A 16,610-nucleotide genomic window follows, 5' to 3' on the forward strand; every position below is an offset into this window, starting at 1 on the left:
AGTATTTCTTAAACTACTTTTTGAGATAATTTTTGCACCAAAAGGTCAACAATATCCTTTTCCGAACCCTTTAATATTTCCCCTTGACCCCTTTGGGCAGGGGCAAAAATTTTATTAACCGAAGTTGGGGAACCCTTCAAACCCATTTGGCTAAGATCTGCCTTTAGGTCTGCTGCTCCTAAGATAATGGGTTGGTAGCGGGCTGCCTGTATGAGATTGGGCAGGCTTTCATATCTTAATTCATTAATTTCCTTTTCCACGGTAATCAGGCAGGGTAGTTTTGCCTTAACCACTTCATAACCATCATCTAGTTTGCGATGAACAGTTACTTCCCTTTTGTCATTGTCCACATCTTCAATCTCCTGTACATAGGTGAGTTGCGGCAGGCCTAATCGCCTGGCAATACCTGGGCCCACCTGGGCGGTATCCCCATCAATGGCCTGCTTGCCGCAAAATATCAAATCAATGGGCTCCTTGCCGCTAATCACGTCAATACCCTTGGCCAGAATATAACTGGTGGCCAGGGTATCCGAACCGGCAAAGGCCCTATCACTTAAAAGATAACCCTCATCGGCGCCTAACATAATGCATCTTTTTATCACCTCTACGGCAGCAAGTGGACCCATGGAAATAACGGTTACCTTTCCGCCAAAACGTTCTTTTATCCGAACTGCCTCTTCCACCGCATGACTATCATAGGGGTTTATAATGGCAGGTGCACTGGATCGATCTAAATTGTTTGTCTCTGGATCAATACGAACCTCTGTGGTATCGGGAACTTGTTTTACACACACTAGAATATGCATAGCATCACCCCTTATAAATTAAACAAGCATCATTATTTTAAAAATTAGCAATTCAATACTTAGTATTCATATTTTTATTAATTTTATCAAAAACAGAGTCATATAACTGTTAATTTTATCACACTTTTGGAAAATTTTATCCTCCTTACAGTTTCGCTCGTATATAATATACTTTGTGTTAGATTTGGAGATATTGACAGCAAAGATAATCATCAAACTGGAGGAAGATATGGGTCTATACCAATTTCAAGTCTTTAAGACCGTAGCCGATAAGAATAGTTTTTCTGGGGCGGCACAGGCTTTATTCATTTCCCAACCGGCCGTCAGTATGCATATCCGATCCTTAGAAGACCATTTCAAAACAAAGCTTTTTGAACGCACCAGCCAACAAATCACGATTACAGAATCAGGACGTATCCTCTACGGGTACGTGGATAAAATCCTAACCCTCATTGATCAGGCGGAAAAAGATATTTCTAACTTTACCGGTCATATCCAAGGTCCTTTGTCCGTGGGAGCAAGCTTTACGGTGGGTGAATATGTCATCCCCAGGGTGCTGGGTATCTTTAATAAGGACCACCCACAGGTAAAGGCAAAGCTTTTGGTCACCAATACAGAACACATTGTAAATATGGTTTTAAAACATGAATTGGACCTAGGTTTGGTGGAGCACGGCGTAGATGCCCCAGAATTGATCGTCACTCCCTTTATGCAGGATGAACTGGTGATTGTGTTTTCACCAGACCACCCGTTGGCCAATCGAAAGTATATCTCCATCGAAGAACTGGTGAAGTTGCCGCTGGTTTTGAGAGAGATGGGCTCGGGAACTAGAAAAATTGCCGAGGAGCGTTTAGAGGAGGTGGGGGTTAATCTGGCTAAGCTAAATATGGTCATGGAACTTGGCAGCACCGAAGCTGTCAAAGAGGCGGTGGAAGCTGGTTTTGGTACTACGATTCTTTCCAAGTGGGCCGTACAAAAGGAACTAAAATTAGGCACGCTGGTGCCCGTTCAGATCAAGGAAATGCCCCTACGGAGGGAATTTTATCTGATTCATCACCAAAATAAATTTAAACCCCCAGTGGTGGAGGAATTTATCAATTTTCTTTTTGACTATCGGCAAAAAATTCAAATTGCTTGATTCCCTCGTAACGGGCCATGAGCCCTGCGCTAAGGACCTTTAAGCACAATATGCACAAAAAGGCCCATGGCTGACGGCTAAAAGGGAGTGCCACAAACTACTTGCTCGTAGCTGGCTGCTCCCTTTTTATTGCTTATTTTATATACCCAGTGCAAAAATTAAGGTGATACTAAACACTGCCATGATTAGTGATGCCACTAAACCAACTATGAAGGGCCTGATTCCTACGGTTCTCATATCATTAAAGCTAGTCAACAAGCCAACACCTGCCATGGCGGTAACAATTAGAAACTTCGAAAGTATCTGGGAATTACTTAAAAAGCTTGTCCACACTGCGCTATTCAACCAAATGGTATCACCAAAGGTACGCAGGCCAGCCATGGCCAGGAAACCTACCACAAACCAGGGGAAGATTCTAAAATAGTTCACCCTTTGACCTTGGCCGCCGGCAACATCCTTTTGTCTCCTGGTATAGATCACACCCAGGATCAACACAATGGGAGCCAGCAACACGGTACGGGTCAATTTAACCACCGTGGCAATTTGCCCGGCTGGATCACTATAGGCAAAGCCCGCAGCCACCACCTGTGCTGTTTCGTGGACAGCAACCCCAGCCCAAGTACCAAACTGCATGTCTGTTAGCAACAGTACTTTACCGATTAAGGGATACAGGAAGATCGCCAAAACCCCGAAAATAGTAATGGTTGCAACGGAGAAGGTTACTTCCTCGTCCTTGGCATCAATGGCCGGAGATGCTGCCACAATTGCTGTGCTGCCGCAAATGGCTGTTCCAATACCGATCAGTGTAGCCAGTTTATCCGGTAAGCCCATTTTTCTACCAAAGAAATAGGTTGCTGTAATGGCAAAGGTAACACAGACTACAATAATCATTAAGGCCTTTGATCCCGTGGTAACCACCGTGATAAAGCTTAGGCCAAGCCCCAGTAAGAAGATGGCGGCTTTAAGGACCTTTTTCATAGCGAAATTTATACCCGGCTCAAAAAGCTTATTAACACCTACCGTATTTTTTACCAACATGCCTAGGAGAATGGCAATGATTACGCCACTGATCGGCTTTTGACCACCAATGACAATACTCTTGTGAATAAACTCTGATACGTAAGCAATAACAAATGCTAAGATCATGCCTGGAACGATACTGTTTCTGATGCTGTTGTCCAATTTCATCGATGCCAACCCCTCATGTCAATTTCTTTTGTCATGTTAAATTCTACGAGGTTGTCACACTAAAGTAAAATACTTATAAATTATCAACCCCATAATGTTTAACTTATGACAGAAAATTAATTAAATTCGCAACCCATCCACAAAGAAAAAAGGAGTGCCGCAAAACTACTTGTTTAGTAGCATGCGACACTCCTTTTCATTTCATTAATTGGCTATGTACTGATTAATTCAGCACCCCAGATTGATGCCATTAAAGTCTTCGCTGTCTCATTATCCGGTTCAGCCTTGAGGATAAGATCTAAAAACTCTAAAGCCTGCTTTGTCTGGTTGCTCCGAATGGCGTTATTTATGACTTCGCTTAGATATAGCTGTTGTTTATAATAGGATAATTCCTGATAGTTTTTCAGCCAGGCGGCTATCTGTACACTTGCATTTTCGGCCAATTCTAATCTACTACCGGACTGACAGCCAAAGAAAACACTTAGGGCAGCGATGATAAACCAAAAATAACCCAAGGACTGGTTATTAAAAAGAAGCTTGGCGATAACCACTAGTCCCAGAAACCAGCAGAAGGTATCTATCATTCGCTTCATAATACCGCCCCCTTGTGAAAAACCTTTCTTTCATTATAAATAATAATAGGACTTTCTACAATAACCATTTCCCTCCAATTATATTGTACAGCGTAGATTAAAAAGAAAGGTTCCGCCTCCCCCTGTCACTATCGTAACATTGTCCTCGGAGGGGGATTCTTAAAAACCTCCCTCTCCGAGGGGGTGTGACGGGGGAGTCTTCCACATATGTCCAAATTTATCTGAAAAGTGACCCAACTCACAGCAACCTCCAATTTTTCGTGTTATCATATAATCAACTATTTATTGAAGGTAGGGATGCTAGGTGGGTTATCGGTTTTCAAGTACAAAGTTTAACAACCTTCTTGCCCAACTACAGAAGAACTACATCGTATATGCCCCGGTGCTCTTGAAGGGTAAGGGCCGCTTCTCGGATACGGATCTGGTGGGCTATGGTGAGATCAAGCAAATTGAAGATGTGGTCTTTGATCGCAAATCCTATTTTTCCCCCAAAGAAATTTATTACCCAATTAATCAAACCCTTTTTTATTTTACCGAAGAGGAATATCGTGAACCACAAATTGACCAAAGGGGTATTATTATTTTCCTGCGTTCCTGTGATATTCACGCTGTCTCTCGCCTGGACAAAATCATGCTGCACAATGGACCCCAGGCCGATTACTATTATGAAGGACTCAGGAATAAACTAAAGTTTGTTTTAATGGATTGCCCCACAAGCTTTGCCAGTTGTTTTTGTGTTTCCATGGGCACCAATGTTACAGAAGACTACAGTTTTTCCATTCGCCCAGAAAATGGCCACTATCTATGCCAGGTAAAAGAGGATATTGACGGGCTTTTTAACTCCCTTGGTACCCCCTGCGAAGTCACACCACAGTTTGTCAGGGAAAACCAGTTGGTTGTCACCATCCCGGCTAACCTGGATGAATCCGTGGCCAAATCTTCTATTTGGGATGAATATAATTCCCGCTGCATCGCCTGCGGCAGATGCAACACCTCCTGTCCCACCTGCAGTTGCTTTACCATGCAGGATCTATTCTATCAGGACAACCCCAAGTGCGGCGAAAGACGGCGGGTTTGGGCCAGTTGCCAAATCGATGGTTTTACCGATATGGCTGGTGGACACAGCTTCCGTCAAGAAAAGGGCCAACGCATGCGTTTCAAGGTTTTGCACAAGGTCTATGATTTCAAGAAAAGATTTGGCATCCACATGTGTGTGGGGTGCGGCCGTTGTGATGATGTGTGCCCTGAATACATTTCTTATGCCAATTGTGTAAATAAATTGGCAGCTGCCATGCAGGAGGTGAAAAACCGTGACCAATAACCCCTATTTACCCTTTAAAGCAGAGATTATCCGTGTTACCAAAGAAACAGACATTGACTGGACCTATCGTTTGGCCTGTGCTATAAAACCCCAGTGGGGTCAGTTTGTGGAAGTATCCCTCCCCGGCGTTGGCGAATGCCCGATCTCCATCAGCGATTTTGGTGAAGGATACATTGATATGACCATCCGAAGGGTGGGCAAAGTCACCAATGTTATTCACCTCCTGGACGAAGCGGATCATCTCTTTATCCGTGGCCCCTATGGCCATGGCTTCCCGGTGCCCCAGTTCACCGGCAAACACTTGATTATTGCTGCCGGCGGCACTGGTCTGGCACCGGTTAAAAGCATGATTAATTATTTTTACCACAACCCGGGGCTACTGGCTGAAATGAATCTTTTGGCTGGCTTTAAAAGCCCCTCCGACGTTCTTTTCCAACAGGAACTGGCCCACTGGTCCAAGGCTTTCCCCGTATTCCTCTCGGTTGATAAAATTTCCGGGCAGGAAAATCCTTTGAACTGCCATGAATGCCTCATTACCAAATTGGTGCCAGAAATACCCATCCCAAACCTGGACAATGTGCGAGGGATTATCGTAGGGCCACCGATCATGATGAAATTTACGGCCCAGGAATTTTTAAAACGAGGCATTGCTGAGGAAAACATCTGGGTTTCCTTTGAGCGAAAAATGTGCTGTGGCATCGGCAAGTGCGGCCACTGCAAGATAGATGATACCTATATATGCTTGGAAGGCCCGGTCTTTAACTATACCAAAGCCAAGGGTCTATTGGACTAAGGGGGTAAGAAGCAATGGATATAAACACCAAGAAGGTTATGAAAAATGCCTGGCGTATTACCAAAACCCGTGATCGAACCTGTCTGCGCATCCGAGTGCCCGGTGGTCACCTGCCGGTTAAATTCTTACCTCTTATTCAGGACATAGCCGAAAGGTTTGGTAACGGCACCGTCCATATTACCACCCGGCAGGGCTTTGAAGTACCGGGTATCCCCTTCACCAAAATGGCAGAAGTAAATGCCCTGTTAGCACCGATTATTCAAGAACTGGAGATTGACCGGGGCGTATCCCTGGACCATCCTACCCTGGGATATCCTGCCGCTGGCACCCGCAATGTCTCTTCCTGCATTGGCAATCGGGTTTGTCCCAATGCCACCTTTGATACCACTTCCCTAGCCTGGGAGGTGGAGAAAACCATCTACCCCAATGATCCACATGTCAAGATTGCCATCACAGGTTGCCCCAATGACTGTATTAAGGCCCATATGCAGGATATTGGTATCATTGGTCAAGTGGAGCCAATTTATGATGCCTCCCGCTGTATCGGCTGCCAAGCCTGTGTCAAAAACTGCAAAAAAGTTTCCACCGGGGCTCTGACCTTTGAGAATTACAAAGTAAAGCGAGACCCCCTGCGCTGCATTGGCTGCGGCGAATGTGTTTTAAAATGCCCCACTGCCGCTTGGACCAGAGGCGAGCAATGCTTCCGAGTAATTATCATGGGCCGTACAGGCAAGAAAAACCCCCGCATTGCCCGTAGTTTTCTGGAGTGGGTAGATCGCGACACCGTTTTAAAGGTCTGTGCCAACCTGTATACCTATATTGATCAATATATTGATCGTTCCCTGGCAAAAGAGCATGTGGGTTATATTGTAGATCGTACAGGCTTTACTACCTTTAAAGAAATGGTCCTGCAAGGAGTTACCCTGCCTCCCGGAGCCAGGGTTGCCAGCTTTATCGACTTTGGCGGCTATATGTACGATCGTAGTACCCACCTAGAATAATATTTATTTCTGTGCCGATCTCCCGTTGAGGTCGGCCTTTTATCCTTGTCACAAAGTCTCATTGACTTAAACACAAAACCTGCATAAAATAGAAGAATAAAATGAATGTTTATTCATTTTATTCTTCGTGAGGTGATTTTGACATGGTGTATCGGCAAACTAATAAAGTAACAGAAAAACTGCAAACGAAAAAAAAGGAAATACTGAGGGCTGCCCGGGAAGTCTTTGCGGAAAACAGTTACCAGGGGACCTCCATTAAAGCCATCGCTAAAAAGGCAAAAATAGCCACTGGCACCTTTTATCTATATTTTACCAACAAAGATGCCCTCATTAATATGATTGTTGAAGAAATGTTTCATGAGCTTCTGGATTATATCAAAAGGGAGAGAGCAAATTACACAGACAGTTTCGATAAGCTGCAAGCTTCTATGGAAGCCTGTATTAAACTATTCATTCAGGAAAAAAACATGGCTAAAATCCTTCTGGTGCAGGTCCCAGGCGTCAACAATGCCTTTAATGTTAAGTTAATTGAAATTGAAAATGAACTCATCAAACTAACCAAGGAAGACCTGGACGAGCTAAAAAGTCAGGGCAGAATACCGGATGAGGATACCTTTATCACTGCCTTAGCCTTTGTGGGGAGTTTCCGTCAGGTAATTATCAATTGGCTGCGGCAAGGTAAACCAGAAAATCTGGAAGAGGTCTGTACGACTTTAATGAAATATAACTTGAGGGGAATGGGGAAATCCGATGTCAGCTGCTGATTATCTTTCTGTGAAATCTTTAAGTGTCAGTTATATACAGAGGGGAAAGACTGTCACTGCGCTGAACTCAGTTGATCTTTCACTTCCCCAGGGTAAAACAGGGGTCATCATCGGCCCCTCTGGCTGCGGTAAAAGTACGCTATTTAATGTGCTGGCAGGTTTAAATACCCAATATACCGGCCAGGTCCTGATCGATCAGCAAACACCCCGGGGCGGTGGGGAAACAGCCCTTATTTTACAGGACTACGGCTTGCTGCCTTGGAAAACAGTTTGGGAAAATGTCGTTTTAGGGTTGCAACTGAGAAAAAAAACACCTCAGGAAATCCAAACCCAAGCCGAAACGATGCTCAGTAAACTTGGGCTCTTATCAATGGCTAAAAGATACCCAGCCCAACTGAGCGGCGGCCAAAGACAGCGGGTGGCCATTGCCCGGGCTCTCGTGCTGGAACCCAAACTGCTTCTGATGGACGAGCCCTTTTCCTCTCTGGATGCCCTGACCCGAGAAGAAATTCAAGATTTCCTCTTGGAAATTTGGCAGGAAACGAAGTTGACCATTTTATTAATCACGCACAACATTGAGGAAGCAGTCTTTTTGGGGCAAAAAATCTTTGTCATGTCAGCCGGTCCGGGTCAGATCGTTCAAGTGGTGGCGAATGAACTGGCCGGAGACTCCGACCTGCGGGGAAAGGTTCCCTTTTTGGAAATGTCTAATTTCCTGCGTTCATTTTTGCACAGGAGGGACAAGTATGCGGCGGGTATTTAAAGGTACCGAAAAGACATTTTCTTTTCTCTGGTCGGTGGCGATACTCCTACTGATGTGGTGGCTGCTTGCTATCCTATTAAAAAGCCCAGCCGTTCCACTGCCATTGGATGCTTTTCAAAGCTTTCTCCAAAACATCCAGGGAAATCTCCTCGTCCATCTGGGAGTGAGCCTCTACCGGGTACTTATTAGTCTGGTCCTGGCCACCATCCTGGCTGTACCACTGGGCCTTCTGCTGGGCAAAAACCCGGAAATGGATGCCAAAATAGCACCCCTGCTTTATATAACCTACCCCATTCCCAAAGTGGTCTTTATGCCTGTCTTTTTAATAATATTAGGAATCGGGGATAGTTCAAAAATACTTTTGATTACTTTAATCACCTTTTATCAAATCTTAGTGACTACAAGGGATGCAGCCAAAAACATGGCGAAGGAATATGTTTTTTCCCTAAAGTCCCTCGGTGCCACCTCCTGGGACCTCTACCGCCACGTTTATCTGCCTGGTTGCCTGCCGGCCATCCTCACCTCCCTCAGGCTGGGCTTAGGTACAGCCATGGCGGTGCTCTTTTTGGCCGAAACCTACGCCACCCAAACTGGCATCGGCTTTTTTATCATGGACTCCCTCAGCCGAATGAATTATGAGGAGATGTTTGCAGGCATTATCGCCATGGGCCTCATGGGTTTCTTCCTTTATGTCCTATTGGACCAGGCAGAAAAAATCCTGTGCTCCTGGGTTAATTTATAAACTTACAAAAGTTCACCTAAAAGATAACCCACTGAGAACAAAATACTAAAAATCAACGACAAGCGGGCGGTTCCGGCCAATGTAGCATTGAGGGGACGCCCCTTTTTGGTCTTCATATCCTGAATCAGCGGCAGGGCAAAGGGCATCGCCAGCCAAGCGCAAAGCACCCAAGCCGAAGCAAGGTGCTGCAGCCACATAAGAAGTGGCACAGCAAAGGAAGCTGCCAACAGGAGAAAGTATTCCCACTGGGTAGCCACTGGTCCTAGACGAACCGCCATGGTTCTTTTGCCTGTTTTTTTATCCGTAGGCAGATCCCGGAAATTATTAACCACTAAAATAGCTGTTATTAAAAACCCCACGGGTAACGAGGCCCACCAAGCAGCGGTACTGACATGACCAGCCTGTACATAGTAAGTACCGCAGACAGCCACCGGCCCAAAGAAAATAAAGACAAAGATTTCACCTAAACCATGGTAGCCCAAGGGAAAGGGTCCGCCGGTATAGGCAATGGCCGAGATGATGGCGGCAATTCCCAGGGCAAGGATCAGCCAGCCGCCCACCCAGGTAAGATAAAGTCCCAGAGCAAAGGCAAGGGCAAAGACCAACCACATGCCCACCATAACCTGACCAGGCGTTAAGAGTCCTGCCTGGGTAACCCTTAGGGGCCCGGTTCTTTCTTTGGTATCAACGCCTTTCTTAAAATCAAATACATCGTTGGCCAAATTTGAACCAATCTGCAGCAGCAGTGCCACCAGGAGAGCTGCTAGGGCTGGAAAAAAAGCAAAAACCTGTTCACCAATGGCCAGGGATGCACCCACAACAACAGGTCCCATGGCCGCTGGCAAAGTTTTGGGCCGGATGGCCAGCATCCAGATTTTAAAGGCACTTAGGTTTTCGTTAGATTGTGACATAGCAAATAATCCCCTTAAGAGTTGTATAGTATATGGTTTAATGGAATTCGTTTTTTTATGACAATTTCCTTCTCTAAAGAAAAAATCAGCTGTCAACCGTCGGCCATCAGCCTTCAGCATTCGAAATCTTGGGTGGAGGCCCTGGGCTTTTGTGCCTGTTTTGTTTAAGGGTCTTATGCGGCACAATTTGTTACAACCTAGAACACCCAAACTAGCATAAAGCTATTGACTTTCGGTTTAGGAATAATTAAGATAAAAATAATAAAATGAATGTTGGTTCATTCTTTGTATTGGTTATAGGAAGGTGGTTAATGAAGGTGAAATTTGGCAAAAAATTATTAATGGCCCTGGTCTTGCTATTGGCCATGTCCTTATTGGCTGGATGCACCCAGGAAAAGAAAACGCCCCAAAGAGAAGCACAGGAGCAATTAAAGATCGGCGTTTTACCCATTGAGGATATTATGCCGATGGTGGTGGCAGAGAAGAACGGCTACTTTGCCGAAGAAAATCTTCAGGTAGAATTAGTCCGCTTTCAAAGTGCTGTGGAACAGGGTAACGCCATGCAATCGGGCAGCCTGAATGGGATGGTTACAGACATGATTGTGGCAACCCTGATGAAAGATGCCGGCTTGGATTTAAAGATGACCTCCATCACCCTAGGGGCCACTCCCCAAGAAGGTCGATTTGCCATTGTGGCCGCCCCCGGGTCTGATATTAAAACACTGCAGGATTTAAAGGGAAAAGGCCTCGGGATTTCCAACAACTCTATTATAGAGTATGTTTCCGATGGCCTGTTAAAGGATGTCGGAATCGATCCGTCCGAAGTTAAGAAGATTTCTGTGCCTAAAATCCCCATCCGTATGGAAATGCTGTTCAGCAAGCAAATTGATGCCATTACCGTACCGGACCCGATGGTGACCTTTGCCGAGTTCAAGGGTGCCAAGGTGATCGCCCAGGACACCACCCGAAATCTTTCCCAAGCAGTGATACTCTTTGACCAAAAAACACTCTCTGAAAAGAACAGTGCTGTGGAAAGCTTTTACCGGGCCTATGCCAAGGCAGTGGAGGATCTAAACAACAACCCAGAACAATACAAGCAGCTAATGGTGGAAAATGTAAACATTCCCGAACCAATAGCCAAGGATTACAGCCTGCAGCATTATCCCCAACCCCAGGTACCCACCGAACAAGATGTTAACAACATTCTCCAATGGATGAAGGAGAAAAACCTATTGAAACACGACTTGAAATATACTGATTTAGTGCAAAAGATTTAGGGCCGTGGGCTTTAAGCCGTTAACCTGTTAGCCTTAGTGATAGCGAAGGATCTTTTCTTTCATTTGGAAGGCTAGTCTTAAGATCCCTCGCTGTTGCTTAGGGGACATTAAATTTTCATTCTTTGATGGTGCTGAATATTATGATGGATTTGAGCCATCCTTTGGGTTCAATCCTCTGAACATTATATGGATTATGGGAAGCTGTAAATGATATATACTTGCCAAGTGGCATATATTCCTCCATAAATATTGATATAAAAATAAACTAACCCCCCAGGATTTGTTATCATATAGTTTACAAACAGTATTCTTTCAAAGCCTCTAGTCTAATTGTTCTAGCACCCTTCGATTTGGTATTTGAATCCATGCTTTTCCTGTATTTTTTAATGTTTTCGTCCTGATATTTTCTTTCTCTAAGTGAAGTAAACATCTGAACTAGCCTAGATGTAACCCTCTTTTTAGGTATACTATACTTTACACAATATTCCGCAAAACACCAAAGCCCATATAAATGACTAACTCCTGATATTCTAAAATGTTTATAATCAAGATTTAAACTCTTTAAGTAGTGAGTTATTTTTTTAAAATCTTCAACATAGCTTTTATTTTCATCTAGAGAGAAATCAGTCCCTGACCATTTTTCATAAAGCCCATCTATTATTTTCTGTGTTGATTCAAAAATCTGCCCCTCTACTATGGTAAAGAATAATTCAGAAACAAAATCCAAGTCTTCCATTCTATGAGTTTCTAGATCCTTTAACATCTCATGCCAGAAGGGAATCATTGACAGTTCTTTAATAGTGCTTAGTAGTGAGGTTCTGTGATATCTAGCATTTCTTAGTTCTTGAGGAGTAAGTGGTTCACCATTTCTATTTAATCTATCAAATATATAATCAATCGTACTCTCTAAATTTGTAGAAATATATTCTACTGGTATGGGATAGTTCCAAAAATGCCTCTTTATATCATATTGATCAAGGGCATCAAAATACTGACCGTTCAATTCTTCCATTCCGTACTCGTCGCTTCCAAAGTCATCCGGTAATGGAATCTTATTTTCAATAAAATGTACTATAGATTCTAATCTTTGTCGCCCATCAATTACATCATATGTTGTCCTTCCCTTTGAATTAACATTTCTTCGCAGGAAAATAGGTGGTATTGGAAAGTTTTTAAGTATTGAATCAATAAGAAAAGATTTCTTTCTATCATTCCAAACACTTTTCCTTTGACCAGGTGGTTCATAATTGTATTTATTTAGTAGATGGTTTTCATAGAACTCAGACAGTGATATAGTATTAGTTTGCCTTTCTAAGAAATAATCCATAAAGCTCACTCTCCTAACAAATCTGACTTAACATGTAGGGTATAATTTTCAAAAATGCTAGATATAACAGCATTTAGTGCTCTATGTGGATTTGGGTTGACTAACTTTAGATTGACATCACTCGGTATGGAAGTTAAGAAATCATCTATTTCCTTTCTGTCAACGTACGAATATGAAAGACCACATATAATTACTTCATCTTTATTTGATAATTTTTGAGCTTCTGTGTTTGCTAAATTTCTGAGTTTATTAGCCCAGCCAAACCTCAACCTTTCCGAGTCACCAGCTGGTGGAATAATAGGATTGATTAAATAATTGTGGTCCAGGTTATTATGACTTATTCTAAAATCAATGGGCTCACCTTCCAAAAGGTCTCTTAAGGATTTTTTGTAACTAATCTTAAAAGATGATTTATCTAAACTGATCTTATGAGTAAAACTAATTGAGCCATGTGGCTTAAAGATAATAAATTTAGCTAATGAGTCTGGACTTTGTATGCCCCCTATCCAATACCTAATACCTGCTAAATTCAATATTCTCTCTAACCAAATATCATAGTTATATGTTACTATAACTACCCTTTCTACAGTATTGTCTAGGTTTAATTGATCGAGATATCTGGACCAACCCCACTTTGGTATAATATCAAAAAGAATTTTATTGGTTACTTTGTTATTGTAATATATGAATAAATGCTTTAAGTAAATCGCTAACTCTTTATATGCTTTTATATATATGTTATCGCTGTTATTGTCAGTACTTGCAGACACGTTTGCACATGTAATAATATCTTCTATAAGTGATATTGAATCTTCGTCTGACATGAAAGGTCTTGCACCTAAATTCCAAAGGTTTTGGCACCTTTTGAACGATAAAAAGCCCGCTTCATCGTTTGCTGGCCATGGAACTTCATGACCAAATCTAAATAAATTCTTAACATCTATATAATCATCTAATTTGAGAGTCTTGATTAAATCTATAGTAAAACCGTTACCTAAAACTATAAATACAGTAGCTATTGGTATCACCTTCCGTAAATAATATTAAAGGTACTTCAGTTAAACAGACAGTGTTAAATTTGCTCTGTAATATTTTTGAAAAGTTTAGTTTAGAAAAGATATATTTAAAAAGGCAGTGGGGATTTCTTGCTTCAATAGTTTTCTTTTTTAAAATATTAATTAAATCAGTTAAAGAATCACTTTCACTATCCCTGGTCAAGTGAACTAAAAATTTAGATAAGTCATCCCTTCGATTTGGATTAACATTTAGAAACATAAAATCCCCCCAAAAAGCAAGCTCCAATTAACTTCCAGTTATAGGCATATTCGCCATTACTAAAAAAGAAATAACATATGAATTTAATAATAGAATTTTATCATCCCAGGTATGAAAATGTTTAAGAAATATGTCGAATAATATTAATGCAAATCTGTATAGTACTTATCCTAATAATAACGTAAGCGTCCAATAACATCCTGACTTTAGGAGTTTCTTGATAAAAATAGTGACATTAACACCTCGTAAACCGTTTAGTACTGCGGATTTCGGGGTGTTTTTATGCGGTAAAAATAACAAATATATTGTCCTGTTATATCCTGTTATTTTGTTTCTTTTTGTCTAACTAAATGTTATAATGGAATTGTGGTAATATCTTTACTCGGAGGATCCGTATGTACGTTGCTATTACTGGCTCGGGCAAGGCCAGAGTAATTCAGTTCAGGGAAGATACACGCATCCCGGGAACAACCAAAAAGAAAACCAATGTGGTGAAAACTTTGGGTAACTATGAGCGAATGCTCGCCGAGGATCCTGATATCATTGCCAAGCTCAAGGCAGAGGCGGCTGAGCTTACCAAGGCGAAAAAGGAGTCTCTGGCACCCATAACCCTCAACTTGACCGTCACAGACATAACATCACCGCAAGATGTTGTACCGTCTTTCAGATTTGGCCATGCGCTTATTAAGCAACTTTGGAACAATATGGGGCTTGACGAATTCTTCATTGAGAACTGTGGAAAACGCAATGCCGCCGCTGTTGCACTGGCTCTGTTCTATCTTGTCGCACATCGCTGTACAGATCCTTCCAGTATCCATGCCAGCGCTTCTGACCAGAAATCCCACGCTGGAATTGACCCGTTGGGTATAGACGTACTCTACGATGTGCTGGATGTCCTCTCAAATAAAAAGGATGCGGTAATACGGCACTTAGCAGATTTTTTTGCTAGGAAGACCAACCGCAAAGGACCAGAAGCCTACTACGACGTCACTACATACGCCTTTGAGAGCACTCGTTGGGGTGAGCTGAGAATGTTTGGTTTCTCGAAGGATCATAAGAACAACGAGGTTCAGGTAATTATGGGCTTGCTTCTGGACAACAACGGCATACCTATAACTTATGAATTGTTTCCTGGTAACACAATGGATCAGAGCACGCTAACACAGTCAGTTGAGAACCTGAAGAGTCTGTACGGATTGGATAAAATTACGGTAGTTGCCGACAGAGGCCTCAACAGTGGGAGTAACCTTGAATACCTCTGCAAGGGGGGACATGACTTCGTGATCAGCTATACACTGAAGCGATCCCCTGATGCTTTCAAGGAGTTGGTGTGGCAAGGGGATGGTTGGCAGAATACAGTCGACCCTGACATTGGCGAGATAGCTTTTCGCTCAAAAGTCGTAGAACAAGCACTGGAGGTCAAGGTACCAATCAGCCAAGATGAGATCATCGTTGAAAAGAAAAGAGGCAGGCCAAAGAAGTATACTAAAGAGAATATTCCTGTCAAGATACACCTGACATGGTCAGCCAAACGTGCTGAAAAAGACCGTTCCGACAGAGAACGTATGCTTGATAGGCTTAGGAAACGTCTTGACAAGCCATATCAACTCAAGGCTGCGGTAAAGAGAGGCTGCAATCAGTTTCTGCAGATGGAGATCGATACTGAAGGCTGGAAATTGGATGAGGCGAAGATCGAGAATGCTGCACGCTATGACGGCTATTATGCGGTCATCACTAACAATCTGGACTTGAGCACTGATCAGGTTTCCAGGATATATAGTGGGCTATGGAAGATTGAGGAGAGTTTCCGGATACTGAAGACAGATATTAGGGCGCGCCCTGTCTTCGTATGGAACGACGAACACATCAAGGGGCATTTTGCTATGTGCTTCATTTCACTGTGTATCCTACGTTATGCGCAATACCTGATTGAAGAGAGTGAAGGGAAAAGTATCTCCGCCTTGCAAATTATGCAGTCCATTCACGACCCACTAGCCCTAGTTCAGGGGGAATATCCCAACAATGTAGTCACACCGACACAGGTATCCCAGATATACCTTGATTTAGCAAAAATACTCAAGCTTCCTAAACTGAAGACAAATATGACACTGACTAAGTTTCGTTCATGTACCAAATTGGACTTGACAGTAAACCTGAAATAATAGGACATTTTAAAATCGCCGAAACGCTTGTATTTCCAGGCGTTTCGGCGGTTTTTTACCTTCTATCTCCTAAAGTCAGGTATAGTACTTATCCTAATAATAACGTAAGCGTCCAATAACATGGTGGATAGAAAAAGAGCAAAAACTCGTGTAAAATGAGTTTTGCTCTATCGGCAAGTTTTTTGAACTTCTGGATTCCACGGAAGGTAATCTTCAAGGAATTCTGGATGCTGGCCGAACTGTACCCCTGGCAACTCTTTGAAGATAAAATTTAGATATTTATATGGATTGAGATCATTTGCCTTAGCACTTTCAATGATACTGTAAACGGTGGCACTGGCTGAAGCTCCTTTTGGGCTTCCGCTGAACAGCCAGTTTTTACGTTTATGTGTTCAAGAACATAAACGTAATTATGTGCTGAGTATATTTATGTGCTCAGCATTTTGTAAAAAGGCTACAAATAACAGGCATGGTAGAATAGCAATGCAACAAAACAAAACGAAAGGAGCATTGCTATCATGCCAACATTCAAAATCAGCGAAGACACAC

17 protein-coding genes and 1 pseudogene are annotated in these 16,610 nt (G+C 42.7%); 10 read left to right on the plus strand and 8 right to left on the minus strand.

Translation table 11 applies throughout. The features are described 5' to 3' along the window. Positions 1–8: 8 nt before the first annotated feature. Positions 9–806 carry an electron transfer flavoprotein subunit beta/FixA family protein gene (locus tag AC1U9Z_RS15160; RefSeq protein WP_479958190.1) on the minus strand — a complete coding sequence of 266 codons (798 nt, stop codon included), beginning with the start codon at positions 804–806 and terminating at the stop codon, positions 9–11. Between the two features lie 193 nt (positions 807–999). Between AC1U9Z_RS15160 and AC1U9Z_RS15165 the strand changes: the two genes are divergently transcribed. Next, complete coding sequence (locus AC1U9Z_RS15165; protein ID WP_333532473.1) at positions 1,000–1,944, plus strand: selenium metabolism-associated LysR family transcriptional regulator; 945 nt, start codon at positions 1,000–1,002, stop codon at positions 1,942–1,944. Positions 1,945–2,082: 138 nt separating this feature from the next. Here the strand turns inward: AC1U9Z_RS15165 and AC1U9Z_RS15170 are convergent, their stop codons facing one another. Both AC1U9Z_RS15170 and AC1U9Z_RS15175 read right to left on the minus strand, forming a co-directional pair. After that, on the minus strand, positions 2,083–3,132 hold the full coding sequence (locus tag AC1U9Z_RS15170) for a YeiH family protein (RefSeq protein ID WP_333532474.1): 1,050 nt from the start codon (positions 3,130–3,132) through the stop codon (positions 2,083–2,085). A gap of 212 nt (positions 3,133–3,344) precedes the next feature. Then, positions 3,345–3,725 carry a hypothetical protein gene (locus AC1U9Z_RS15175; protein ID WP_479958191.1) on the minus strand — a complete coding sequence of 127 codons (381 nt, stop codon included), beginning with the start codon at positions 3,723–3,725 and terminating at the stop codon, positions 3,345–3,347. A 304-nt stretch (positions 3,726–4,029) separates the two neighbouring features. Here AC1U9Z_RS15175 and asrA point away from each other — a divergent pair, with 304 nt between their 5' ends. The 6 genes from asrA (at position 4,030) to AC1U9Z_RS15205 (ending at position 9,109) form a co-directional block, all read left to right on the plus strand. After that, on the plus strand, positions 4,030–5,046 hold the full coding sequence (asrA, locus tag AC1U9Z_RS15180) for an anaerobic sulfite reductase subunit AsrA (RefSeq protein ID WP_479958192.1): 1,017 nt from the start codon (positions 4,030–4,032) through the stop codon (positions 5,044–5,046). Continuing rightward, entirely contained in the window at positions 5,036–5,839 is an 804-nt protein-coding gene (gene asrB, locus AC1U9Z_RS15185) for an anaerobic sulfite reductase subunit AsrB (RefSeq protein WP_479958193.1), read from the plus strand. Before asrA ends, asrB begins: the two co-directional genes overlap by 11 nt. Before the next feature lie 14 nt (positions 5,840–5,853). Beyond that, entirely contained in the window at positions 5,854–6,840 is a 987-nt protein-coding gene (gene asrC, locus AC1U9Z_RS15190; protein ID WP_479958194.1) for a sulfite reductase subunit C, read from the plus strand. 143 nt (positions 6,841–6,983) lie between these two features. Further along, positions 6,984–7,604, plus strand: a complete 621-nt coding sequence (locus AC1U9Z_RS15195; protein WP_479958195.1) for a TetR/AcrR family transcriptional regulator — start codon at positions 6,984–6,986, stop codon at positions 7,602–7,604. Continuing rightward, the gene (locus AC1U9Z_RS15200) at positions 7,591–8,367 is read left to right on the plus strand and encodes an ABC transporter ATP-binding protein (RefSeq protein WP_479958196.1); all 777 of its coding nucleotides are present in this window, start codon (positions 7,591–7,593) and stop codon (positions 8,365–8,367) included. Before AC1U9Z_RS15195 ends, AC1U9Z_RS15200 begins: the two co-directional genes overlap by 14 nt. Next, on the plus strand, positions 8,351–9,109 hold the full coding sequence (locus AC1U9Z_RS15205; RefSeq protein WP_479958197.1) for an ABC transporter permease: 759 nt from the start codon (positions 8,351–8,353) through the stop codon (positions 9,107–9,109). The genes AC1U9Z_RS15200 and AC1U9Z_RS15205 overlap by 17 nt, the downstream gene beginning before the upstream one ends. Before the next feature lie 2 nt (positions 9,110–9,111). On the opposite strand, the gene AC1U9Z_RS15210 is transcribed toward AC1U9Z_RS15205, so the two are convergent. Next, positions 9,112–10,020, minus strand: coding sequence for a 1,4-dihydroxy-2-naphthoate polyprenyltransferase (locus AC1U9Z_RS15210; RefSeq protein WP_479958198.1), 909 nt, complete (start codon positions 10,018–10,020; stop codon positions 9,112–9,114). A gap of 311 nt (positions 10,021–10,331) precedes the next feature. On the opposite strand from AC1U9Z_RS15210, the gene AC1U9Z_RS15215 reads away from it, so the two are divergent. Beyond that, a complete protein-coding gene (locus AC1U9Z_RS15215) occupies positions 10,332–11,297 on the plus strand; it encodes an ABC transporter substrate-binding protein (protein WP_479958199.1) in 966 nt (321 codons plus the stop codon). A 295-nt stretch (positions 11,298–11,592) separates the two neighbouring features. On the opposite strand, the gene AC1U9Z_RS15220 is transcribed toward AC1U9Z_RS15215, so the two are convergent. Genes AC1U9Z_RS15220 through AC1U9Z_RS15230 form a run of 3 tightly spaced genes read right to left on the minus strand, consistent with a single transcriptional unit; the run spans position 11,593 to position 13,899 of the window. Further along, the gene (locus tag AC1U9Z_RS15220) at positions 11,593–12,624 is read right to left on the minus strand and encodes a GmrSD restriction endonuclease domain-containing protein (RefSeq protein WP_479958200.1); all 1,032 of its coding nucleotides are present in this window, start codon (positions 12,622–12,624) and stop codon (positions 11,593–11,595) included. Positions 12,625–12,629: 5 nt separating this feature from the next. Beyond that, positions 12,630–13,652, minus strand: a complete 1,023-nt coding sequence (locus AC1U9Z_RS15225; protein WP_479958201.1) for an SIR2 family protein — start codon at positions 13,650–13,652, stop codon at positions 12,630–12,632. After that, positions 13,615–13,899, minus strand: a complete 285-nt coding sequence (locus tag AC1U9Z_RS15230; protein WP_479958202.1) for a hypothetical protein — start codon at positions 13,897–13,899, stop codon at positions 13,615–13,617. Before AC1U9Z_RS15230 ends, AC1U9Z_RS15225 begins: the two co-directional genes overlap by 38 nt. Before the next feature lie 395 nt (positions 13,900–14,294). On the opposite strand from AC1U9Z_RS15230, the gene AC1U9Z_RS15235 reads away from it, so the two are divergent. Next, on the plus strand, positions 14,295–16,061 hold the full coding sequence (locus AC1U9Z_RS15235) for an IS1634 family transposase (RefSeq protein WP_479958203.1): 1,767 nt from the start codon (positions 14,295–14,297) through the stop codon (positions 16,059–16,061). A gap of 167 nt (positions 16,062–16,228) precedes the next feature. On the opposite strand, the pseudogene AC1U9Z_RS15240 reads toward AC1U9Z_RS15235, so the two are convergent. Further along, a pseudogene (locus tag AC1U9Z_RS15240) lies at positions 16,229–16,444 on the minus strand (transposase domain-containing protein); the annotation flags it as partial. On the opposite strand from AC1U9Z_RS15240, the gene AC1U9Z_RS15245 reads away from it, so the two are divergent. Beyond that, the coding region (locus tag AC1U9Z_RS15245; protein ID WP_479958204.1) for a hypothetical protein at positions 16,392–16,610 on the plus strand (219 nt) is incomplete at its 3' end. The pseudogene AC1U9Z_RS15240 and the gene AC1U9Z_RS15245 overlap by 53 nt on opposite strands.

This window comes from Desulfotomaculum sp. (assembly GCF_982386235.1).

Bases quoted from the DNA above. Each gene is read 5' to 3' on its own strand.
- AC1U9Z_RS15220 (WP_479958200.1), bottom strand. From the start codon at position 12,624: ATGGATTATTTCTTAGAAAGGCAAACTAATACTATATCACTGTCTGAG.
- AC1U9Z_RS15230 (WP_479958202.1), bottom strand. From the start codon at position 13,899: ATGTTTCTAAATGTTAATCCAAATCGAAGGGATGACTTATCTAAATTT.
- AC1U9Z_RS15210 (WP_479958198.1), bottom strand. From the start codon at position 10,020: ATGTCACAATCTAACGAAAACCTAAGTGCCTTTAAAATCTGGATGCTG.
- AC1U9Z_RS15205 (WP_479958197.1), top strand. From the start codon at position 8,351: ATGCGGCGGGTATTTAAAGGTACCGAAAAGACATTTTCTTTTCTCTGG.
- AC1U9Z_RS15200 (WP_479958196.1), top strand. From the start codon at position 7,591: ATGTCAGCTGCTGATTATCTTTCTGTGAAATCTTTAAGTGTCAGTTAT.
- asrC (WP_479958194.1), top strand. From the start codon at position 5,854: ATGGATATAAACACCAAGAAGGTTATGAAAAATGCCTGGCGTATTACC.
- AC1U9Z_RS15235 (WP_479958203.1), top strand. From the start codon at position 14,295: ATGTACGTTGCTATTACTGGCTCGGGCAAGGCCAGAGTAATTCAGTTC.
- AC1U9Z_RS15170 (WP_333532474.1), bottom strand. From the start codon at position 3,132: ATGAAATTGGACAACAGCATCAGAAACAGTATCGTTCCAGGCATGATC.
- AC1U9Z_RS15215 (WP_479958199.1), top strand. From the start codon at position 10,332: ATGAAGGTGAAATTTGGCAAAAAATTATTAATGGCCCTGGTCTTGCTA.
- AC1U9Z_RS15160 (WP_479958190.1), bottom strand. From the start codon at position 806: ATGCATATTCTAGTGTGTGTAAAACAAGTTCCCGATACCACAGAGGTT.
- AC1U9Z_RS15175 (WP_479958191.1), bottom strand. From the start codon at position 3,725: ATGAAGCGAATGATAGATACCTTCTGCTGGTTTCTGGGACTAGTGGTT.
- AC1U9Z_RS15195 (WP_479958195.1), top strand. From the start codon at position 6,984: ATGGTGTATCGGCAAACTAATAAAGTAACAGAAAAACTGCAAACGAAA.